The sequence below is a fragment of the Allobosea sp. GW822-FHT03F07 genome (assembly GCF_058801345.1).
The window spans coordinates 90,893-111,714 of sequence record NZ_JBXAND010000004.1 but is presented as its reverse complement, the minus strand read 5'-3'; the positions used below and the strand labels follow the sequence as shown (position 1 = coordinate 111,714).

Here is a 20,822-nt window from a genome sequence, read left to right as displayed (position 1 = left end):
CCGTCGTACCCTACGATGGATCCCGGAGCTGCGCCTCTGCGCGGCTTGTCCGGGATGACGCGGAGGGTGTTGGACACGCTGCGACTATCGAGAGGCCGCCACCATGAAGAACGGAATGATCGTCTGCCCGCAGCCGGAGGCCGCCGAGGCCGGGGCTGCCGTGCTGGAGCGTGGCGGCAACGCTGTCGACGCCGCGATCGCCTGCGCCTTCATGCAGGGCGTCGTCGATCCGCTGATGTCGGGCATCGGCGGCTTCGGCTCGATGCAGCTCTATATGCCGGGAAAGGGCGTCCACCAGATCGTCGAGTTCTATGCCCGCGCCTCGCTCTCCGCGACGCCGGACATGTGGGCCGACAAGCTGACAGGCCAGTCGCGCGACGGCTTCGCCTTCCTGCTCGAGGGCGGCATCAGCGAATTCGGCCATCTCGCGGTGTGCACGCCGGGCAGCGTCAAGGGCTATGACTTCGCCCTTTCCCGCTACGGCACGATGGACTGGGCCGACATCATCGCGCCCGCGATCAAGCAGGCGCGCGAGGGCGTGCTGGTGCGCCCGCATATGCACTGGTTCTGGTCGCAGGATCAGAAGAGCACGGGCCAGGTCAACACCGCCGACAAGCTGCGCTACAGCGAGACCGGCAAGCGCCTGTATTTCCGGCCCGATGGCAGCCTGAAGCGTCCGGGCGACGTCATCGCGAATCCCGACATGGCGAAGACGCTGGAGCGGCTGGCGAAGGGCAGCGCCGACCTGTTCTATCGTGGCGAGCTAGCCGAGGAGATCGCCGCCGATTTCGCTGCTCATGGCGGGCTGATCTCGCGCGAGGACCTCGCGGCCTATGAGCTTTCCCTGGCCGAGCCGATCTGGGGCTCGTATCGCGGGCATCGCATCTCGACCAGCCCGCCGCCGGCGAGCGGCCTGTCGATGCTGCAGATCCTGAACATGCTCGAGCCCTTCGCCATCGGCGAACTCACGCATGGCTCGGCCGAGCATGTGCGGCTGCTCGCGGAGGCGATGAAACGCATGACCATCGACAAGGACGCCTTCATGGGCGATCCAACCTATGTCGAGGTCCCGGTCGAGCGGCTGATCTCGAAGGAACATGCGGCCGAGCAGGCGGCGAGCATCCGCCGTGGCGAACGCGCCGATGTGAAGCGGCTGGAGCGCTCCTCCTCGCGCGAGACGACCCATGTCTCGGTCGTCGACCGGCACGGCAATGCGGTGGCGCTGACGCATACGCTGGGCTCGCCCTCGGGCGCGATCACGGAAGGGCTTGGCTTCATCTACAACGGCACGATGAGCCGCTTCGACCCGCGCCCCGGTCGCGCCGGCTCGATCGCACCAGGCAAGCGCCGCTCCTCCTCCGCGGCGCCGACCATCGTCTTCAAGGACGACAAGCCCTTCATCGTGATGGGCGCGCCAGGCGGCAGCTACATCGCCCCGGCCATGGCGCAGGGCGTGATGAACGTGATCGATTTCGGCATGGGCATGCTGGAGGCGGTCGCGGCGCCGCGCATCGTCGCCGTCTCCAACAGCATCGACATCTCGAACCGCATCCGGCGCAGCGTCGGCGAGGAGCTCACCTCGATGGGCTACGATGTGAAGCGCTCTGCTCAGAGCTATCCTTTCGCAGCCCTGCACGGCATCCGCATCGAGGATGGAGTGTGCTCCGGCGGCGCCGACCCCCAGCGCGACGGCATGGCGATCTCGGTGCCTGCGAAGTAGAGGCTGCTGATTTTTGCGGAACCACGCGGTCATCCCGGGCTTGACCCGGGATCCGTTCCGGAGCGCTTCCGATCAAGGTTCAGGCATGGATCCCGGATCTCCGCTTCGCTGCGTCCGGGATGACACGCGCATCGATGAGACGTTACAGCCCGCCCCGGATCACGGCAGGTCGATGATCTCGACCCAGTTGGGGTTCTTGCCGAGCGCGATCTTCTGAAGCTCCTTCAGCGCGCCGGTTTCCGGGTCGATGGCGTAGAGCGTCGCCGAGTTCGATTTCTGGCCGGCCGCGACCAGGAAGCGCCCGCGCGGATCGATGTTGAAGCCGCGCGGCTGGGTTTCCGTGGCGAAGTTGCCGGCCGGTGTCAGGGCGCCGGTTTCGCCATCGACCTTGAAGGCGGCGATGGTGTTCGATGTGCGCTCCGAGGCATAGAGGAAGCGTCCATCCGGCGTGATGCGGATCTCGGCCGCGGCTGGCGCTCCGCCGTCGAACCCGGCCGGCACGATGCTGACGCTGCCGAGCTTCGACAGCATGCCCTTGGCCGGATCGAAACGGTGGCTGTCCACGGTGCCGTCGAGCTCGTTGACGAGGTAGAGGAAGCGGTCGTTCGGGTGGAAGACGAAATGGCGCGGCCCGGCGCCCTGCTTGGTCTCGACGAAGGCCGGCTCGTTGGCCGCGACCTTCCCGGTCGCGGCGTCGAAGCGGAATTGCAACAGGACGTCGCCGCCGAGATTGCTGGCGAAGAGATGCCGGTTCGAGCGGTCGGTCAGGATCGCATGGGCGTGCTTGCGCGTCTCGACGACCTGCACCGGCTCGCCCTGGGCGAAGCCCTGCGGGCCGATCGGATTGATGGCGATCTTGTGGCCCGTATAGGAGGCGCTGAGCAGGAAGCGGCCCGTCCGGTCTGTCGCGACATAGGCCATGTTGTCCGGCAGCGGCACGGTCGAGAGCAGGTCGAGCTTGCCGCTCTGCTGGTCGATGGCGAAGGAACTGACAGAGAAGGGCTGCGAGCGCAGCGAAACGTAGAGATGCCGACGGTCCGGCGAGATCGCCATCGGCATCGCGGTGCCCCCGACGGCGACCGTCTCGACCGGCTTCAGCTGACGGGCCGAGGCGTCGAGTTCCAGCACGCTGATCTCGCGGCTGTCGGCATTCGAGACATAGACGATGGTCTTCGCGGCGGCGGGCATGACGCCCATGATGAGCGCAAGCAGCGCCGCTGCGCCAGTGTTCTTCCTCGACATCGTATTCCCCCTGTTGGTCATTCGTCCGTCCTGGCTGGCGGCGTGACCTTGAGGGGCGATTATTCGGAGCCGGATCGGAGGCGGATAGCTCAAAGGGCGTATCGACCGATCCAATCGGCGCATCGTGAGAGCGGCTCGCCTCGCCAAAGCAAAACGCCGCCGCACCGATGGGAGCGACGGCGTCGATAATTCTCTCGAAAGAGCCTCAGGCGGCGGCGCGCTCGCGCGTCGCGAAGTCGCTCTTGTCCAGCCTGGCGACGAGGGCGGCGAGTTCCGCCGTCTCGCTCTCGGTGAGATCGGTCAGCGGCGTGCGCACCGAGCCGGAATCGCGCCCGATCACCTTCATGCCGGCCTTGATGATCGAGACGGCATAGCCGCGCTTGCGGTTGCGGATCGCGATCAGCGGCAGGATGAAGTCGCGCAGGCCCGCCTGCACCAGATCGCGGTCGCGGCGGCGCACGGCGTCGTAGAACCTGGTCGAGAACTGCGGAACGAAGTTGAACACCGCCGAGGAATAGGTGGTCACGCCCATTTCGAGATAGGGCAAGGCGAAGGTCTCGGCCGTCGGCAGGCCGCCGATATAGGTCAGGCGGTCGCCCATGCGCAGATGGATGCGCGTCATCAGCTCGATATCGCCGATGCCGTCCTTGTAGCCGACGAGGTTGGGATTGCGCTCGCAGAGCTTCGCCAGCGTCTCTTCGGTGATGACGGCATTGTCGCGATTATAGACGATGACGCCGAGCTTCGTTGCCTTGCAGACAGCCTCGATATGGGCGGCAAGCCCCTCCTGCTCGGAGAAGACGAGATAGGGCGGCAGCAGCAGGATGCCGTCGGCGCCGGCCTGCTCGACGCCCGCAGCAAGTTCCGTCGCGATCTGCGTGCCATGGCCGACACCGGCGAGCACCGGCACACGGCCACGGGTCTCGGCCACGGCGGTGGCCACCACCTTCACCACCTCGGCTGGGGAGAGCGAGAAGAACTCGCCCGTACCGCCGGCTGCAAAGAGGCCGGCGACCTCATAGCCGCAAAGCCAGTCGAGATTGGAGCGGTAGCGCGACTCGTCGAAGGCGTTGCCGGCGGTGAAGGGCGTGACGGGAAAGGAGAGCAGGCCGTTGCCGATATGGCGCGCCATCTCCTGCGGGGTCATCTTGCTCATGTCGGCTCCTTCGCTGAATGCAGCGAAGGAGTAGATCAAGAACGATGCCGAAAGTGACCAAACACTGTATCGGCCGATGCAATCATTGGATCGCCCTGCAGGATCTTCACCGGCTCCTGCGCCATGCGCTTCGCCAGTGAGGCGACGATCGGCACGAGCGGATTGTCGTTGTCCTCGCGGCTGACGAAGAAGAGCTCGGCCGGGCGCTGCCGCGGCAGGTCGACCGGACGCAGGGCGACGCCGCTGAAATGCAGGTTCATCGCGGCCTCAGGAACCAGCGCGACGCCAACGCCGGAATGGACCATCGCCAGGATCGAATGGATCTGGGCGAGATGCTGGACATAGTTCGGTACGAGGCCTGCCCGCGAGAACAGCTCGACGAGCAGATCATGGAAGTAGCGGGCCTCATAGGGCGCGTACATCACGAAGGGCTCGGCTGCGAGATCCTCGATCGCGATCGTTCTGGAACGCGCCAAAGCGTGGCCGGCGTTGACCGCCGCGATCAGCGGCTCGGCCATGACGCGAAAGGCGCTCAAGCCGGTGCGCGGGATCGGCGGCCGCAGCAGGCCGATATCGATCTCGCCGGAATCGAGCCGCTTGAGCTGGTCGCCGCTGACCATCTCCTTCAGGGAAATCTCGACATCGGGCATCTCTCGCCGGCAGGCTGCGACCAGTTCCGGCACATAGGAATAGGCCGAGGTCGCGGTGAAGCCGATATTGATCGAGCCAGCCTTGCCGTTGGCGACGCGTTTGGCCAGCAGCGCCGCGCTCTCGGCGAGCTTGAGCAGGCGGCGCGCCTCGGCCAGGAAGCTCTGGCCGGCGGGGGTGAGCTTCACCGTCCGGTTACTGCGCTCCAGCAGCACGACGTCGAGAACGCGCTCAAGGATCTGGATCTGCCGGCTGAGCGGCGGCTGCGTCATGTTGAGGCGCAGCGCCGCCCGGCCGAAATGCAGCTCCTCGGCGACGGCGACGAAGCAGCGTAGCTGGCTCAGTTCGAACATCCCCAGCCTTTCCCACGCCGCCCGCGGTCCGGCATCGCCGCAGCGTCTCTCAGTTTTGGATGGTGATCCCGGCCTTGTCGATGATCCCCTTGAACTTGGCGATCTCGGATTGCGCCTTGGCCCTGGCCTGTTCGCCGGTCGAGGGCGTCGCAGCCGCACCCAGTTCCTCGAAGCGGGCGACAACAGCGGGGTCCTTCAGCACTTCTTGCATCTCGGTGGTGAGCTTGTCGCAGATCTCCTTCGGAGTGCCCTTGGGGGCCAGGAAACCGTTCCAGGAGCTGACGTCGAAGCCCGGCAAGGTCTCGGCCAGCGTCGGGATTTCCGGGGCGATCTTGGCGCGCTCGGTCGAGGTGACCGCGAGCCCGCGCAGCGTGCCGGCCTTGTAGTGCGGATAGGGCGAGGTGAAGTTGTCGAAGGAGATCTTGACGTTGCCGGCGATGAGGTCCTGCACCAGCGCGCCCGAGGAGCGGTAAGTGACATGCTGCATCTTCACGCCCGCGAGCTGCATGAACAGTTCCCCCGACAGGTGGATCGAGGTGCCTATCCCTGAGGACCCAAAATTCTCCTTGCCCGGATTGGCCTTCAGATAGGCGATGAGCTCGTTGACGTTCTGTGCCGGGATCGACGGATGGATGCAGAGGAAATTCGGCTGCGAGGAGGCCAGCGAGAGGAACTCGAAATCCTCGAACGGCTTGAAGGGCAGCTTCTCCTTGTAGAGGTTCGGGTTGATGCCGTGAGTCGACGGCGTGGTCATGCCGATGGTGTAGCCGTCCGGCGTGGCATGGGAGAGCGCAGCGACCCCCGTGTTGCCGCCCGCCCCGGCGCGGTTCTCGATGATGAAGCCCTTGCCCATTTTCTGCGTCAGCTTCTCGCAGATGATGCGGCCAACCAGATCGGTCGTGCCGCCGGCGCCGAAGGGAACGATGACCGTCACGGGCTTGGCCGGATAGGCTTGCGCGAAGCCGTTGCGCGAAACCATCGGCGCGGCGAGCGCGCCGCCGGCAAGGCTGAGCGCCGCACGGCGCGTGATCGATCGACTCATCGTTCCCCTCCCAGGATATGTCGCGGCTTTTGCCGTCTAACCGCCAGACTAGGCGCGGGCGCGGCCCGGACAAGTCCCTTGGCGCTATCGTGCGATCCAAAAAAGGTATGGTTCCATTGCCAATCTAACTCACCAGCGCATCATGCCCGGCCTATCCTGCCGAGGAGAAGGCAGCTTTCAAGACTGTCTGCGATGATGGCCGGCAGGCCCGTCCGCACCCACAGGAGGACACGACAGATGAGCCGATTCCCACTCCCGTTCCGTTTGTCCGCAGGCTCGATGAAGAGCCTCGCCATCGCGATGCTCGCAGGCGTCGCACTCGCGGCCCAGCCCGCGGTCGCGCAGAATTTCGAGCGCCCCGTGCGGCTCGTCGTGCCGTTCGCGCCGGGCGGCACTTCCGATATCCTCGCCCGCCTGATCGGGCCCAAGCTCTCGACCGCGATCGGCCAGCCCGTGGTGATCGAGAACAAGCCGGGCGCGGCCGGCAATCTCGGCGCCGATGCCGTCGCCAAGGCTCCTGCCGACGGGCATACGCTGCTCCTGATGGATGTCGGCTCGCTGGCAACCGCGCCGAGCCTGTTCTCGGACCTGACCTATGATCCGGCCAAGGACCTCGCGCCGGTCTCCATGGTGATGTTCGGACCTTACGTGCTCGCCGTGCATGAGTCCGTCCCGGCCAAGACCGCGCAGGAACTGGTCGCCTACGCCAAGGCGAACCCGAATAAACTCGCGATCGCCAATTCCGGCGTCGGCGCCGCCAATCACATCACGGCCGTGCAGATGGCCAGGGAACTCGGGATCACCTGGAAGAACGTGCCCTATAAGGGCGGCGCGGCGGCCTCGCGCGCAGTCGTCTCGGGCGAGAGCGGAGTCATCATCAATGGCTCGACCGCGACGCTGCCCTTCGTCTCCAACAAGCAACTCGTCGGCCTGGCCGTCACCGGCGAGGAACGCGTGGCAGGGCTACCGACCTTCAAGGAGGCCGGCTTGCCCGGCGGCGACGCCGGCACCTGGCAGGGCATCCTGACGCGGGCCGGCACGCCGCCCGCAATGGTCACGCGGCTGAATACCGAGATCGGCAAGATCCTGCAGGACCCCGACATCAAGGCCAAGATCGCCGAGCAGGGCGGCGTGGTGAAAGCCGGCTCCCCCGCCGAATTCTCGGCCTGGCTGCAGGATGCCACCGCGCGTTGGGGCGGCATCATTAAGGAAGCCGGCATCAAGGGCAGCTAAGTGAGTGCTCCTGTGACCCGTTTGCGGATCGATTGGCGCGACCTCCTGCTCGGGCTGTTCCTGGTCGGGGTCGCGGCAGGCGCCCTTTTCGCCACCCGCCACCTCGCCGTCGGCCACGCCGCCGATATGGGCCCGGGCTACATGCCCCGCGTCGTCTCGCTGGCACTGCTCGGCTTCGGCCTGTTCTTCTGCGCGCGCGGCGTCTGGCGCGCGGGCGCGGCGCTGGCGATCGAGCCGGTGCTGCTGCGGCCGCTGCTGGCGATCCTCGGCTCTGTCGGCGTCTTCGCGCTGACGGCGGAGCGGCTGGGGCTCGCCATCGCCGCCGTCGTCACCGTGATCCTCGCCAGCTTCGCCACGCGCGAGGGGCGGCTGCGCGAAACGGTTCCCTTCGCGGTGCTGCTCTCGGGCGCGGCCGTGCTCCTCTTCATCAAGGTCCTGGCGCTGCCGGTGCCCGTCTGGCCGCGCTGAAGGCTGTCTCGCCATGGAACTGTTCGACAATCTGCTGATGGGGCTGTCGACAGCCCTCGAACTCAACAATCTCGGCCTGTGCCTGCTCGGCGTGCTGATCGGCACCGCGATCGGCGTGCTGCCGGGCATCGGGCCGATCCCGACGGTCGCCCTCCTGCTGCCCTTCACCTTCGGGCTCAATCCGGCAGGCGCCATGATCATGCTCGCCGGCATCTTCTACGGCGCGCAATATGGCGGCTCGACCACGGCCATTCTTGTCAACGTCCCCGGTGAAACCTCCTCGGTCGTGACCTGCCTCGACGGCCACGAGATGGCCAAGCAGGGCAAGGCCGGCACGGCGCTCGCCATCGCCGCGATCGCCTCCTTCTTCGCCGGAACGGTGGCGACGGTCGTGATCGCGCTGATGAGCGTGCCGCTCTCAGTGCTGGCGCTCAAATTCACCGCGGTCGAGTATTTCAGCCTGCTCGTGCTCGGCCTGATCGCCGCCGTCGTGCTGGCGCATGGCTCGGTCGCGAAGTCGCTGGCCATGGTGCTGCTCGGCCTGCTGCTCGGGCTCGTCGGCATCGATGTCTCATCCGGCGCCGCGCGCATGACCTTCGGCATCGCGGAGCTTTCCGATGGGCTCGACTTCGTACCCATTGCGATGGGCCTGTTCGGCCTCGGCGAGATCATCGCCAATCTGGAGCGGCCGGCCGAGCGCCGCGTCGTCAGCCAGAAGGTCCGCGACCTGATCCCGAGGCGGGCCGATCTGCGCGCCGCTTTCCCCGCCATGCTGCGCGGCACCGCGCTGGGCTCGGTGCTCGGCGTACTGCCCGGTGGCGGCGCGGCGCTTCCGCCCTTCTCCTCCTATGCGCTGGAGAAGAAGCTGGCAAAGGACCCCTCCCGCTTCGGCAAGGGCGCGATCGAGGGCGTGGCCGGACCCGAAGCCGCCAACAATGCCGGCGCGCAGACGAGCTTCATCCCGCTGCTGACGCTCGGCATTCCGGCGAACGCGCTGATGGCGCTGATGATCGGCGCGCTGATGATGCAGGGCATCCAGCCCGGGCCGCAAATCATGACCGAACAGCCCAAGCTGGTCTGGGGCGTGATCGCCTCGATGTGGGTCGGCAACCTGATGCTGCTGGTGATCAACCTGCCGCTGATCGGCCTTTGGGTCTCGATGCTGAAGATCCCCTATCGACTGCTCTTCCCGGCGATCGTGCTGTTCTGCTGCATCGGCACCTATGGCATCGCCAACAGCCTGTTCAATGTCTGGCTGATGCTCGGCTGCGCCGGCATCGGCTATTTCTTCATCAAGATCGGCGTCGAGCCGGCGCCGCTGCTGCTCGGCCTCGTGCTCGGGCCGCAGCTCGAGGAGAATTTCCGCCGCGCCATGCTGCTCTCGGACGGCCATTTCTCGGTCTTCCTGTCGCGCCCGATCAGCGCGGTGCTGCTGGCCGTGGTCGCGGTGCTGCTGCTGGCGATGATGTCGCCGGCCGTAATGCGCAACCGCAAGGAGGCGCTCGCGGAGTAGGTCTGCCCCCAAACTCAGAAACGGAGCATGTCGAATTGGGCATGGTCGGCGTCAGCCGGCTCGCTTAGATACGCAGCGCCCGTGACCGCGATCCGGCGAGCCTCGCCGGCAGTGGTCTCTCGCGCACGTTCGTTCGACGATGGACCTTTCAGTAATGCCGACCAGCCTCGACTCGCCTATCGCCACCGGAACCAATACGGATTTCGACCTTGTGGTGATCGGCGCCTCCTATGCCGGCGTCGGGGTCGTCGCCGCGGCGCGGGAAGCCGGCTTCACCGGACGCATTGCGCTCGTCGGAGACGAGACGGAGCTGCCCTATCAGAGACCGCCGTTGTCGAAGGGCTTCCTGCTCGGCAAGGCCGGGGCCAACCTGCCGCTGAAGGCCGCATCCTTCTACGAGGAGGCCGGAATCGACTTCATCGCCGGGCGCCGCGCCGTCGCGCTCGATCGGCCGGCGCGGCGGGTTCTCCTCGACGATGGCTCCGCGCTGCACTTCGAAACATTGGCGCTGACGACCGGCGCACGCGCCGCCGCCTTGCGCTGCCCCGGTTCGGAGCTGGATGGCGTCGTCTCGCTGCGCTCGCTCGGGGATGCCCAGGCCCTGAGCGAAAGGCTCGGCGCGGCCAACTCCATCGTCATCATCGGCGGCGGCTTCATCGGGCTCGAGGCGGCTTCCGCCGCGATCGCGCTCGGCAAGCAGGTCACGGTGGTGGAAGCCGGGCCGCGCCTGATCGGCCACGCCGTCGCTCCCGAGATCTCGGCCTATATGCACAGCGTCCATGCCGGGCACGGCGTCGCGATCCGGCTCGCGACGATGGTCGAGCGAATCGAGGGCGAGAACGGCCGGGCGACCGCCGCGGTCTGCGATGACGGCACACGACTACCCTGCGACCTCGTGCTCTCGGCGGTCGGCGCCGTACCGAACACCGAACTGGCGGCAGCTGCCGGGCTGGACATTCAGGACGGCATTGTCGTCGACGAGTTTTGCCGCACCTCCGACCCGACGATCTTCGCGGCGGGCGACTGCACCAGCCATCCCAGCTTCTTTGCCGGGCGCCGCCTGCGGCTCAGCTCCGTCCAGAACGCGCATGACCAGGGTCGCGCGGCCGGCAGCATCATTGCCGGGCGGCCGGAGGCCTATCGGGCCGTGCCGTGGTTCTGGTCGGACCAATATGACGTGAAGCTGCAGATGGTCGGCCTCGCCAATGGTGGCAGCACCGATGTCCTGCGCGGCTCGGTCGCTGATGGGCGCTTCTCGCTGTTCCGCTATGAGGGCGACCGGCTGGCGGCGATCGAAAGCATCAACAAGCCGGCCGACCACATGATGGGTCGCCGGCTGATCGCCGCCGGGCGCTGGCCGACGCCCGAGCAGGCGGCTGATCCGGGCTTCGACCTGCGCTCGCTGGCCTGACCAGCCGGCCGAAAAAAGCCGCTTGCCAGGCCCGGAGAATGAGAGTGCGATGGCACGGGGCTCAGACCAGCCTTGCGATGGAGAAGACCATGCTGAGGAACGCCATTCTTGCATCCGCATCCCTCTTCGCACTGACGATGCTGCCGGTGACGCCAGCCGCCGCGCTGACGATGAAGGAATGCAGCGCCAAGTATCAGGACGCCAAGAAGGCCAACACGCTCAAGGGCCAGAAGTGGAACGATTTCCGCAAGGCTCAGTGCGGCGACGATGACGCCGACGACAACGAGGCGGCGGCGGCCGTGACCGAGCCCGCAGCACCGGCGGCGACACCTGCGGCAAAGCCGGCCGGCAAAGCCAAGGCCGCCGTCTTCCCGAAGGCGGTTTCGCAGAAATATTCCGACCAGTCCGCCGGCAAGGCACGCCTCAAGACCTGCGCCGACCAGTACAACGCCAATAAGGCCGCCAACGCCAATGGCGAGCTGAAATGGATCGAGAAGGGCGGCGGCTACTGGAGCCAGTGCAACGCCAAGCTTAAGAGCTGAGGCGCTCCGGCATTACAGCGGAGCGTCAGACTAGCTCTTCGCCGAACCACCACCGTCATCCCCGGCTTGCCCGGGATGACGGCGCTTATTGGACAACGACCTGAGGGCGTCGGCGCCAGGGCGGGCTCTCCCCTCAGTCCGCCAGCGAGGCGCGGGCCTGCGTGTATTCGGCGAGCAGCCTCGCACCCAGTTCGGCCACGCTCGGCACATCCTCGATCGAGCCCGCGCCCTGCCCGGCCGACCAGATCGTCTTCCAGACCTTGGCCTCGTTGCCGAGATCGAGCTTGCCGTGAGAGATCAGGTTGTCCGGGTCGAGACCCGCCGCCTTGATGCTCTCGCGCATGAAGTTGGCGTTCACGCCGCTGATCGCGGGCGTGTAGAGGATGTCGGCCGCGCGCGTCTTCAGCAGCATCGCCTTATAGGCGGGATCGGCCATGCTCTCGGCTGTCGCGATGAAGCGCGTACCGAGATAGGCGAGATCGGCGCCCATCAACTGTGCCGCGGCGATCTGCGCGCCGTTCGAGATCGCGCCGGCAAGCACGATCGTACCGGAAAAGAAGCGCCTGATTTCCGACACCAGCGCGAAGGGACTGATCGTGCCGGCATGGCCGCCGGCGCCGGCCGCGACCGCGATGATGCCGTCGACGCCGGCCGCGGCCGCCTTCTCGGCGTGGCGCAGGCTGATAACGTCGTGGAACACCACGCCGCCGTAGCCATGCACCGCCTTGACCAGATCCGGCACCGCGCCGAGCGAGGTGATCACCAGTGGGACCTTGTGCTTCGCCGTGATCGCCAGATCCTGCTCGAGGCGCGGATTCGAGCGGTGGACGATCAGGTTCACGCCGAAAGGCGCGGCATCGGGAATGCCGGCGAGGCGTCCCTCGATCTCACCCAGCCAAGCGGCATAGCCTTCGCTCGTACGCTGATTCAGCGCCGGAAAAGTGCCGAGGATGCCGGCCTTGCAGGTCTCGACCACGAGATCAGGGCCCGAGACCAGGAACATCGGCGAGGCGATGGCGGGAAGGCGCAGGCGCCCGGCGAGCGAGGCAGGTAGCGGCACGATTCGATCTCCCAGCATCTCGTTTTCTTGGTGGTCCGTCGCTCCTACCAGCGCACAGCCTGATGTGGAACCCGCTGCAGGGCGGCATCGCGCGCGACGCGCTTGCCAAATGCCCCGGGCTGCGCGAGTGCGGATAGACGAAACCCAATCGAAGCCGGCCGACGCTTCAGACGACCCTTGGAGACAGCGACGTGAGCCACCCGAACCAGCGTGATTTCGAGCAGCCCGGCCGCTCGGTGGTGATGGGCCGGCGCGGCATGGCCGCGACCTCTCACCCGACCTCGACGCTCGCCGCGATCAACATCCTGCAGGCGGGCGGCAATGCGATCGATGCCGCGGTCGCCGCCTGCGCCGTGCAATGCGTGGTCGAGCCGGGCTCGACCGGCATCGGCGGCGACTGCTTCGTGCTGCTGGCCAAGGGCGGCAGCGACAAGGTCATCGCCTATGACGGCTCGGGCCGGGCGCCGGCGGCCGCGACGCTGGACTGGTATCTCGAGCATGGCTTCACCGAAATCCCGCGCCAGTCGCCGCATGCGGTGACCGTGCCGGGCTCGGTCGAGGCCTGGGCGACGCTGGTCAAGGATCATGGCAAGCTGCCGCTCGCAAAACTGCTGGAGCCGGCGATCGCGCTCGCCCGCGACGGCTATGCGGTGGCGCCGCGCGTCGCGGCCGACTGGGCCGGCCAGGCCGCCCTGATGGCGAAGGACCCGCATGCGGCCCGCGTCTTCCTGCCGGGCGGGCGGGCGCCGGCAGCCGGCGAGGTCCACCATCAGCGAGAGCTCGCGACGACGCTCCAGGCCATCGCCGAGCGCGGCCCCGCGGCCTTCTACGAAGGCGAAATCGCCCAGGACATGGTGCACCGCCTGCGCGAGCTCGGCGGGCTGCACACGCTGGAAGACTTCAAGGCGGCGAAGGGCGGCTATGTCACGCCGATCAAGACCAGCTTCCGCGGCTACGAGGTGCATGAGTGCCCCCCGGCCGGCCAGGGCGTGATCGCGCTGATGATCCTCAACATCCTCTCGGGCTTCGAGCCGGGAACCGATCCCCTCTCGGCCGACCGGCTGCATGTCGAGATCGAGGCCTCGCGGCTGGCCTATTCCGTGCGCGACGCGGTGCTGGCCGATCCGGGCCAGAGCGAGGTGCCGCTGGACTGGCTGCTGTCGGAGGAACTCGCGGCGGAGTTGCGCAGCAAGATCGACCTGAAGCAGGCGATCAAGGAGTTGCCCTCCTTCTCCGCCTCGGCTGTCGAGCATGCCGATACCGTCTATATCAGCGTCGTCGACGGCGACGGGATGGCGGTCAGCTTCATCAACTCGATCTTCAACCCCTATGGCGCTGCGCTGGTCGCGCCCAAGAGCGGCGTGCTGCTGCACAACCGCGGCCAGGGCTTCGTGCTGAAGCCCGGCCACCCCAACGCGATCGCGCCGCGCAAGCGCCCGCTGCACACGATCATCCCGGGCATGATGACGCGGAACGGCAAGGTCAGCCTGTCCTTTGGTGTGATGGGCGGCCATTACCAGGCGATGGGCCACGCCCATCTCGTCAGCAAGCTGGTCGATTACGGGCTCGACCTGCAGACCGCGATCTCGCTGCCGCGGGTCTTCCCGCGCCCGGGGCAGACCGCGATCGAGGCGGAAAAGACGCTGCCGGCGGCCGTGCGCGCCGAACTGGAGCGACGCGGCTTCACCTTCACGGCGCCCGGCGCCGCGATCGGCGGCGGCCAGGCCATCGCGATCGATCACGAGACCGGCGTCCTGCTCGCGGGTTCCGACCACCGCAAGGACGGCTGCGCGCTGGGGTGGTGAAATACCCTAGTAAGCTCTTATCATGACGAGACGTGCACTCCGGAACGTCTCGTATATAAGGCGCCGTGGGCACTCACGTCCGGAGGAACTTATCTAGTGCTCATCGACCACTTGAGTTCTAATATTGAAGTATTTATCGAGCATGTCCCGCTCTAAAGAATCATGTTGATGTTCAATTAGACCTTTCACGCTTGGATTGACGAAAATTCTTATCGGAGCGGCGAATATAGATAACTCAGCAAATATGCTGTCTGAAATGTGGGAGCACTGCGAGAAACTATACTCTCTCCCGCTTTTTATATCGACAAATTCGATAGGTCGAACAGATGATTTTCCCCATGGGATATCAATTAGTACATCAAGCTTGGAAGCTTCTACGCCTCTGATTTTTAATGCAGAAACTAAACTTTCTCTAAGCTTTGCGACACTGGCCCATCTAATTTTTGAGTTCTCCTGCGTCGTTCTTTCAGGGCGAACTATGATTGATTCGAACACGTTAATTGACGAAGACATTCCGCTTGGAAGGTCATCATCCCTACTAAAGCTGTACAGCAATTCGTATTTATTAATGTTCCTTGGCTCAGAATGGACTTGTAGCAATCTTATTAGAGCCAACTGATCGTCATTGGAAAGATTCTGCTCCTTAACTGATCTTTCATATAAATCTGAAAATATACTTTCGATAACATATTGTTCCGTTTTCGCGGATTTCATTTCCCCGATTAGACTGATAAGTTTTTGCTTATCATTTCTGACGCAAACATCAATAAATCTATGAAACATTGCGAATATTGTTCGAACATTTTGGTGCCAATATACATCCTTAAGCATCTGACACTGAAGTAGAAGAAATCCCTCTACTGACGACGAGTAATTTCTATCAAATATCAAGCGTGAACTTTCATGCTTGAAATACATAGATTGAATTATATTTCCCGGCAAAAATCCCTGTCCGTACGCAACTCCGCAGTGATAGGAATCACGCTTTAAATAATCTATCTTGTCACAATCAATCGTTCCATCAATAATACTTGATAATTTTTTACGCCTGCCAAGCAGAATGTTCTCCAGTTCTGTGACAATCGCCTCGCTAAAATCAGACTCCAATATACGTGATATTTGAAGATCATTCTTGATGATATCAATCGAATTTTGGCTATGGCTTGCGATCGCTCTTAGCTCTCGATCCTCCGAATATCGGCTTGCAACATAATGCTCTATAACATGAGCGAAAGGATAATGTCCAATATCATGCACCATACTAGAGACGATAAGGGCAACAGTTTCTGTTTCTGACACATCTGAATAAAACGAATTATCAGTGCAGAGGCGTTCGATTGCCTTTGTCGTCGCATCAAAAACGCCCAAACTGTGCTCAAACCGATTATGAGTGGCGCCCGGATATTGCCACTCACAGAAAGATAACTGCTTGATGTTTTTCAATTTTTGGAAAGCACCGGTGTCGACTATGTTCTTGATGCTGCTTCCAAGCTTGACGCTGCCGTTCACCGGTATAGAAATTGTATCATCTTCATTCGAATTGATATCTAGGAAGCGATCGATGCGCGTTACCAAATAACTGGGATCAAAAACAAAGTTAAGGCGGTCCCGGATTTTTTTCCAATCAGACAGTCGTCCGGCCTCAACTTCGGATGATAATCTTAGGTATTCTTGTATTTGCTTCTGTGAAGCGTCGGAAAAGAAGCACGGTTGCATGTATCCAAGGAGTTGACCGAAGGCTTTGAGATCATACACTGCTCCCGCCTGAGAAACAGTCGCCCTACTGGCCGCTCGCTGGTGCCGCGGAAGCGCTTCCACCGGCTTAAAGCGGACAGCTCCCTTGTCCTCTGTAACTGGTTCGCTCCCGGTTCGCCTATGACCTGAGCCAAAATCAATCAACATTATGCCGTTAGCGAACACCTCATTCGATATCATAATGTTATCTTGATGAGCGTCACAATGCACCCTTCCATGCCTATGGATGTAATCAAATACATCGACTAATAGTCGAATTACATAAGAACCCTCCGCGAAACTCAATGCATTTTCGGCTTTCTTAAATTCGTAAAACGTTGACCCATCAAAAAAATTTGAAACTAAATATGGGAACGAGCCTTCAAGGCTACAATCAAAAATTTTTTGTATGCAATTGTGATTTAGCGGCAATAGTATTTTTGCTTCCTTTTCAATTTTTTGTCTTGCATCATCAAGTTCATTATCAATCAAACCTGGCTTTACTGTTTTGATGCAATACTTATAACTTGAATTTCTCCCCTCTGCTTCAAATGCAATCCCATTCTTTCCCTCGCCAATAATTCGCTTCACTTCATAGTTAGGCGCGAGATGGCGTGACAATTCTTCGATGTAGGCCTTAGGCAATTCATCCAACCGCATTTTCTTCAGCTCTCCCCATTTAGGGCATGCTAGCGGAGACTTGACCTAATGCAAGTAACTGATGCGCTTGTTTTATGAGTCCATCTTCAGCGCCGCGATGAAGGCTTCCTGCGGGATTTCGACCTTGCCGAACTGCCGCATCTTCTTCTTGCCTTCCTTCTGCTTCTCCAGAAGCTTGCGCTTGCGGGTCGCGTCGCCGCCATAGCATTTGGCGGTGACGTCCTTGCGCAGCGCCCGGATGGTCTCGCGGGCGATGATCTTGCCGCCGATCGCCGCTTGCACCGGGATCTGGAACATGTGCGGCGGGATCAGCTCCTTCAGCTTCTCGCACATGGCGCGGCCGCGCGCCTCGGCGCGGGTGCGGTGGACCAGCATCGAGAGCGCATCGACCGGCTCGGCATTGACCAGGATCGACATGCGCACGAGGTCGCCCTCGCGGTAATCGGTGATGTTGTAGTCGAAGGAGGCATAGCCCTTCGAGATCGACTTCAGCCGGTCGTAGAAGTCGAACACGACCTCGTTCAAAGGCAGGTCGTAGACCACCTTGGCGCGGCTACCGACATAGCCGAGGTCGATCTGCAGGCCGCGCCGGTCCTGGCAGAGCTTGAGGACCGAGCCGAGATATTCGTCGGGCGTAAAGATCGTCGCGCGGATCCAGGGCTCCTCGATCGCCTCGATCTTCATGACGTCCGGCATGTCGGCCGGATTGTGAAGTTCCAGCGTCGTGCCGTCGCGCAGCTTGAGATGGTAGACGACGGACGGGGCCGTCGAGATCAGGTTGAGGTTGAACTCGCGCTCGAGCCGCTCCTGGATGATCTCCAGATGGAGCAGGCCGAGGAAGCCGCAGCGGAAGCCGAAGCCGAGCGCGGCCGAGGTCTCCATCTCGTAGGAGAACGAGGCGTCGTTCAAGCGCAGCTTCGCCATCGCCCCGCGCAGCAGTTCGAAATCGGCGGCGTCGACCGGAAAGATGCCGCAGAACACCACCGGCTGAACCGGCTTGAAGCCCGGCAGCGGTTCGGCGATCGGCTTCTTGTCGTCGGTGATGGTGTCGCCGACCGCGGTATCGGCGACCTCCTTGATCGAGGCGGTGAAGAAGCCGACCTCGCCGGGGCCGAGTTCCTTGACTTCGCTCATCTTCGGCTTGAACACGCCGACGCGGTCGACGCCATAGGCGGCGTTGGCGCGCATCATCCGGATCGTCATGTTCTTCTTGAGCACGCCGTCGATGATGCGCACGAGCACGACGACGCCGAGATAGGCGTCGTACCAGGAATCGACCAGCATCGCCTTGAGCGGGGCGTCCGGATCGCCCTTCGGCGCCGGCAGCTTCGCGACGATCGCCTCCAGCACGCCTTCGATATTGAGCCCCGTCTTGGCCGAGATCGGCACGGCCTCCGAGGCATCGAGCCCGATCACGTCCTCGATCTGCTGCTTGATGCGATCGGGGTCGGCCGCCGGCAGGTCGATCTTGTTCAGGACCGTGACGATCTCGTGGTTGGCGTCGAGCGCCTGATAGACGTTGGCGAGCGTCTGCGCCTCGACGCCCTGCGAAGCATCGACCACCAGGAGTGAGCCTTCGCAGGCCGCTAGCGAGCGCGAGACCTCATAGGCGAAGTCGACATGGCCGGGGGTGTCCATCAGGTTCAGGATGTAGGTCTTGCCATCCTTCGCCAGATAGTCCAACCGCACCGTCTGCGCCTTGATGGTGATGCCGCGCTCCTTCTCGATATCCATCGAGTCGAGGATCTGCTCGCTCATGTCGCGGGCCGCGACCGTGCCGGTCTGCTGGATCAGCCGGTCGGCCAGCGTCGACTTGCCGTGGTCGATATGCGCCACAATGGAAAAGTTGCGGATGTTGTCGAAGGACTTCGTGCTCATGCGCGGGCCATAGCAGCGATGCCGCATCGCGCCAAGCGTCGCGGTCACAGGATGAAAGCATGCAGTCGCTTCGTATCTTGACTTTCCATGATATTGGATTTTTTCTCTCCATTATGGAGACGATGCCCATAAGCGACGACACGGACCTGGATCGACGCCTCGGCGCGCGCCTGAAGGCGGCACGTTTGCGGGCCGATCTGACGCTGGATGCGCTCGCCCAGCGCACCGGCGTCAGCCGCGCCATGATCTCGCGCGTCGAACGCGGCGAATCGAGCCCAACCGCAGCCCTCCTCGTGCGATTGGGCTCGGGGCTCGGGCTGACGCTTTCGGCGCTACTGGAAGAAAGTGCCGGCGGCGGCCCCTTGGCGCGGCGGGCGGAACAGGCCGTCTGGCGCGATCCAGCCAGCGGCTATCTGCGCCGCAACGTCTCGCCGCACGGCACCGGCTCCGGTTTCGAGGTCGTCGAGGTGGTCCTGCCGGCGGGCGCGCATGTCGAACTCGACAGCGCGAGCGGGGCGCCACCGCTCGACCAGCAAATCTGGGTGCTGGAGGGCGCGCTCGAGGTGACGCTCGGCGAAACCGTGCATCCGCTCTCCACCGGGGACTGCCTGCAGATGCATCTGCGCGGCAGGATCGCCTATCGTAACCGTAGCGCCGCCCCGGTGCGCTACGCCGTCATCCTCGCCGCCAGCCGCGGCAGCTTTCCGGACAATGCCTGATGACTTCGACACACGCCATCGACACGCTCGACACAGAGGCCGCGCGCGCCGCCATCCCCGCGCTGACCGAGATCCTGCGCGACTGCGTCGCCAACGGCGCCTCGGTCGGCTTCATGGACTGGAACACGCACGCTGACTACGCGGCGTTCTGGAGCAGCGTCGCGGCCGAGGTCGAGGCGGGCCGCACGATCCTCTTCGCCGCGCGCGATGGCAACGAAATCGTCGGCACCGCCCAGTTGCAGCTCATCGGCAAGCCGAACCAGCCGCATCGCGCCGAGATCGCCAAAGTTCTAGTGCATTCGCGCGCACGTCGGCGCGGGCTCGGCGAGGCGCTGATGCAGGCGGCCGAAGCCGCCGCGCGGCAGGCCAAGCGCGACCTGTTGGTGCTCGACACCGACGAGAACGGCGCGGCGCGGCGGCTTTATCAGCGGCTTGGCTGGACGGAGGTCGGCACCATCCCGCGCTATGCGCTGATGCCGGACGGCCGCGATTGCGGCTCGACCTTCTTCTACAAGGCGCTGGCCTGAGCCCGGCGCTCAGCCCTCGGTCTGCGCCTGGCGGAAATAGGGCTCGACCTCGCCCTTGAGCTTCACCGTCATCGGATTGCCGAAGCGATCCTTGGCGTTTCCGGCGGTGAGGCGCACCCACCCCTCGCTGACGCAGTATTCCTCGACATTGGTCTTCTCGACGCCCTTGAAGCGCACGCCGATGTCCCGGGCGAGCAGTTCCTCGTTGTAGTAGGGGCTGTTCGGGTTCGAGGAGAGGCGGTCGGGAAGGGTATCGGTCATCGGATAAAGCCTTGGACTGCGGAATCTTGCGGCGGACGCCGTGTTGCCGGGACAGGTAGCGCGATCCGGCAGCGATGCCAAATCCGGCTGTCCGGCGCGAAGGAGCGCGGCGCTGCGGCCGGAGCTAGGAGGTCCGCGCGGGCTCCGAGAACAGCAGCTTGACGAAGCTGCGGAAGGCCAGCACCTGCCGGGTCAGGCGGCTCGGATCGCCCAGCGTCTTCGACATGATGATGCCGCCATCGACGACGCAGGAGAGCATATCGGCGAGGTCGTCGAGATCGACCGGCTCGCGCGGCGGGTGGACCGCGGCAATCTCGCCAAAAATGCTCCGGAAGCGGGCGTTCCAGCTGCGGACCGATTGGGCGGTCAGTTCGCGCACCTCGCGGTCGAAAAGGCGCTCCTGATAGCAGATGCTGGCGATCAGGCAGCCGGGATGGCCGTTCGGCAGGTCGGACATCACCTCGGCGAGGAGCTTGAGCGAGATCAGGAAGGCCTGCAGCGGATCCTCGGAGAGCTCGCGACCGCGGGCGAAGATGTCGTCAAAGAGCTGGTCGTTGCTCGCGACATAGCGCTTGAGCATTTCGCGGGCGAGTTCGTTCTTGTCACGGAAATGATAGAAGAAGCCGCTCTTGGTGATGCCCGCCTCGACGATGACCTCCTCGATCGAGGTCGCGCCGAAACCCTTGGCCAGGACGCCGGCCTCGGCAATGGCGAGGATGCGGTCGCGCGTCGCGATGCCCTTGCTCATGGCAGGACCTCCGAAAAACTGTACCGCCGGTGTGGTTTTTCCTTGCGGGAAGCCTAGCACGAGAGGCCTTCGACACGCCACGGTCGACTCAAGACACTGGAT

The 20,822-nt window shown here is 63.7% G+C and carries 18 protein-coding genes; 9 read left to right on the top strand and 9 right to left on the bottom strand.

Annotated elements, in window-relative coordinates:
• Nucleotides 1–103: 103 nt before the first annotated feature.
• The gene (gene ggt, locus AC1RMY_RS14350; RefSeq protein ID WP_492865509.1) at nucleotides 104–1,720 is read left to right on the top strand and encodes a gamma-glutamyltransferase; all 1,617 of its coding nucleotides are present in this window, start codon (nucleotides 104–106) and stop codon (nucleotides 1,718–1,720) included.
• Nucleotides 1,721–1,879: 159 nt separating this feature from the next.
• Here ggt (AC1RMY_RS14350) and AC1RMY_RS14345 read toward each other — a convergent pair whose 3' ends face one another.
• From AC1RMY_RS14345 to AC1RMY_RS14330, 4 genes are all read right to left on the bottom strand, one after another.
• Nucleotides 1,880–2,962, bottom strand: coding sequence for a lactonase family protein (locus AC1RMY_RS14345; protein WP_492865507.1), 1,083 nt, complete (start codon nucleotides 2,960–2,962; stop codon nucleotides 1,880–1,882).
• A gap of 205 nt (nucleotides 2,963–3,167) precedes the next feature.
• Complete coding sequence (gene kdgD, locus AC1RMY_RS14340; RefSeq protein WP_492865505.1) at nucleotides 3,168–4,118, bottom strand: 5-dehydro-4-deoxyglucarate dehydratase; 951 nt, start codon at nucleotides 4,116–4,118, stop codon at nucleotides 3,168–3,170.
• 35 nt (nucleotides 4,119–4,153) lie between these two features.
• On the bottom strand, nucleotides 4,154–5,119 hold the full coding sequence (locus tag AC1RMY_RS14335) for a LysR family transcriptional regulator (protein WP_492865503.1): 966 nt from the start codon (nucleotides 5,117–5,119) through the stop codon (nucleotides 4,154–4,156).
• A 49-nt stretch (nucleotides 5,120–5,168) separates the two neighbouring features.
• A complete protein-coding gene (locus tag AC1RMY_RS14330; RefSeq protein WP_492865501.1) occupies nucleotides 5,169–6,161 on the bottom strand; it encodes a Bug family tripartite tricarboxylate transporter substrate binding protein in 993 nt (330 codons plus the stop codon).
• Nucleotides 6,162–6,398: 237 nt separating this feature from the next.
• On the opposite strand from AC1RMY_RS14330, the gene AC1RMY_RS14325 reads away from it, so the two are divergent.
• The 5 genes from AC1RMY_RS14325 to AC1RMY_RS14305 all read left to right on the top strand — a co-directional run bounded on the left by AC1RMY_RS14325 (nucleotide 6,399) and on the right by AC1RMY_RS14305 (nucleotide 11,328).
• Nucleotides 6,399–7,394: a Bug family tripartite tricarboxylate transporter substrate binding protein gene (locus AC1RMY_RS14325; RefSeq protein WP_492865499.1), complete on the top strand. Its 996-nt coding sequence runs from the start codon at nucleotides 6,399–6,401 to the stop codon at nucleotides 7,392–7,394.
• 12 nt (nucleotides 7,395–7,406) lie between these two features.
• Nucleotides 7,407–7,862: a tripartite tricarboxylate transporter TctB family protein gene (locus AC1RMY_RS14320; protein WP_492865497.1), complete on the top strand. Its 456-nt coding sequence runs from the start codon at nucleotides 7,407–7,409 to the stop codon at nucleotides 7,860–7,862.
• Nucleotides 7,863–7,875: 13 nt separating this feature from the next.
• Nucleotides 7,876–9,375: a tripartite tricarboxylate transporter permease gene (locus tag AC1RMY_RS14315; RefSeq protein ID WP_492865495.1), complete on the top strand. Its 1,500-nt coding sequence runs from the start codon at nucleotides 7,876–7,878 to the stop codon at nucleotides 9,373–9,375.
• 154 nt (nucleotides 9,376–9,529) lie between these two features.
• Nucleotides 9,530–10,786 carry an NAD(P)/FAD-dependent oxidoreductase gene (locus AC1RMY_RS14310; protein WP_492865493.1) on the top strand — a complete coding sequence of 419 codons (1,257 nt, stop codon included), beginning with the start codon at nucleotides 9,530–9,532 and terminating at the stop codon, nucleotides 10,784–10,786.
• An 89-nt stretch (nucleotides 10,787–10,875) separates the two neighbouring features.
• Entirely contained in the window at nucleotides 10,876–11,328 is a 453-nt protein-coding gene (locus tag AC1RMY_RS14305) for a hypothetical protein (RefSeq protein ID WP_492865491.1), read from the top strand.
• 133 nt (nucleotides 11,329–11,461) lie between these two features.
• On the opposite strand, the gene AC1RMY_RS14300 is transcribed toward AC1RMY_RS14305, so the two are convergent.
• Nucleotides 11,462–12,388, bottom strand: a complete 927-nt coding sequence (locus AC1RMY_RS14300; protein ID WP_492865489.1) for an NAD(P)H-dependent flavin oxidoreductase — start codon at nucleotides 12,386–12,388, stop codon at nucleotides 11,462–11,464.
• Between the two features lie 242 nt (nucleotides 12,389–12,630).
• Between AC1RMY_RS14300 and ggt (AC1RMY_RS14295) the strand changes: the two genes are divergently transcribed.
• Nucleotides 12,631–14,193, top strand: a complete 1,563-nt coding sequence (ggt, locus tag AC1RMY_RS14295) for a gamma-glutamyltransferase (protein WP_492865967.1) — start codon at nucleotides 12,631–12,633, stop codon at nucleotides 14,191–14,193.
• Nucleotides 14,194–14,286: 93 nt separating this feature from the next.
• Here ggt (AC1RMY_RS14295) and AC1RMY_RS14290 read toward each other — a convergent pair whose 3' ends face one another.
• Together AC1RMY_RS14290 and lepA are read right to left on the bottom strand one after the other, a co-directional pair.
• Nucleotides 14,287–16,587, bottom strand: coding sequence for a protein kinase domain-containing protein (locus tag AC1RMY_RS14290; RefSeq protein WP_492865487.1), 2,301 nt, complete (start codon nucleotides 16,585–16,587; stop codon nucleotides 14,287–14,289).
• Between the two features lie 72 nt (nucleotides 16,588–16,659).
• Nucleotides 16,660–18,465: a translation elongation factor 4 gene (gene lepA, locus AC1RMY_RS14285; RefSeq protein WP_492865486.1), complete on the bottom strand. Its 1,806-nt coding sequence runs from the start codon at nucleotides 18,463–18,465 to the stop codon at nucleotides 16,660–16,662.
• 122 nt (nucleotides 18,466–18,587) lie between these two features.
• Between lepA and AC1RMY_RS14280 the strand changes: the two genes are divergently transcribed.
• Nucleotides 18,588–19,184: a helix-turn-helix domain-containing protein gene (locus AC1RMY_RS14280; protein WP_492865484.1), complete on the top strand. Its 597-nt coding sequence runs from the start codon at nucleotides 18,588–18,590 to the stop codon at nucleotides 19,182–19,184.
• The gene (locus tag AC1RMY_RS14275) at nucleotides 19,184–19,711 is read left to right on the top strand and encodes a GNAT family N-acetyltransferase (RefSeq protein WP_492865482.1); all 528 of its coding nucleotides are present in this window, start codon (nucleotides 19,184–19,186) and stop codon (nucleotides 19,709–19,711) included. The genes AC1RMY_RS14280 and AC1RMY_RS14275 overlap by 1 nt, the downstream gene beginning before the upstream one ends.
• A gap of 9 nt (nucleotides 19,712–19,720) precedes the next feature.
• Here the strand turns inward: AC1RMY_RS14275 and AC1RMY_RS14270 are convergent, their stop codons facing one another.
• Nucleotides 19,721–19,972, bottom strand: coding sequence for a DUF3297 family protein (locus AC1RMY_RS14270; RefSeq protein ID WP_492865481.1), 252 nt, complete (start codon nucleotides 19,970–19,972; stop codon nucleotides 19,721–19,723).
• Nucleotides 19,973–20,096: 124 nt separating this feature from the next.
• Nucleotides 20,097–20,720 carry a TetR/AcrR family transcriptional regulator gene (locus tag AC1RMY_RS14265; RefSeq protein ID WP_492865479.1) on the bottom strand — a complete coding sequence of 208 codons (624 nt, stop codon included), beginning with the start codon at nucleotides 20,718–20,720 and terminating at the stop codon, nucleotides 20,097–20,099.
• Nucleotides 20,721–20,822: the final 102 nt, after the last annotated feature.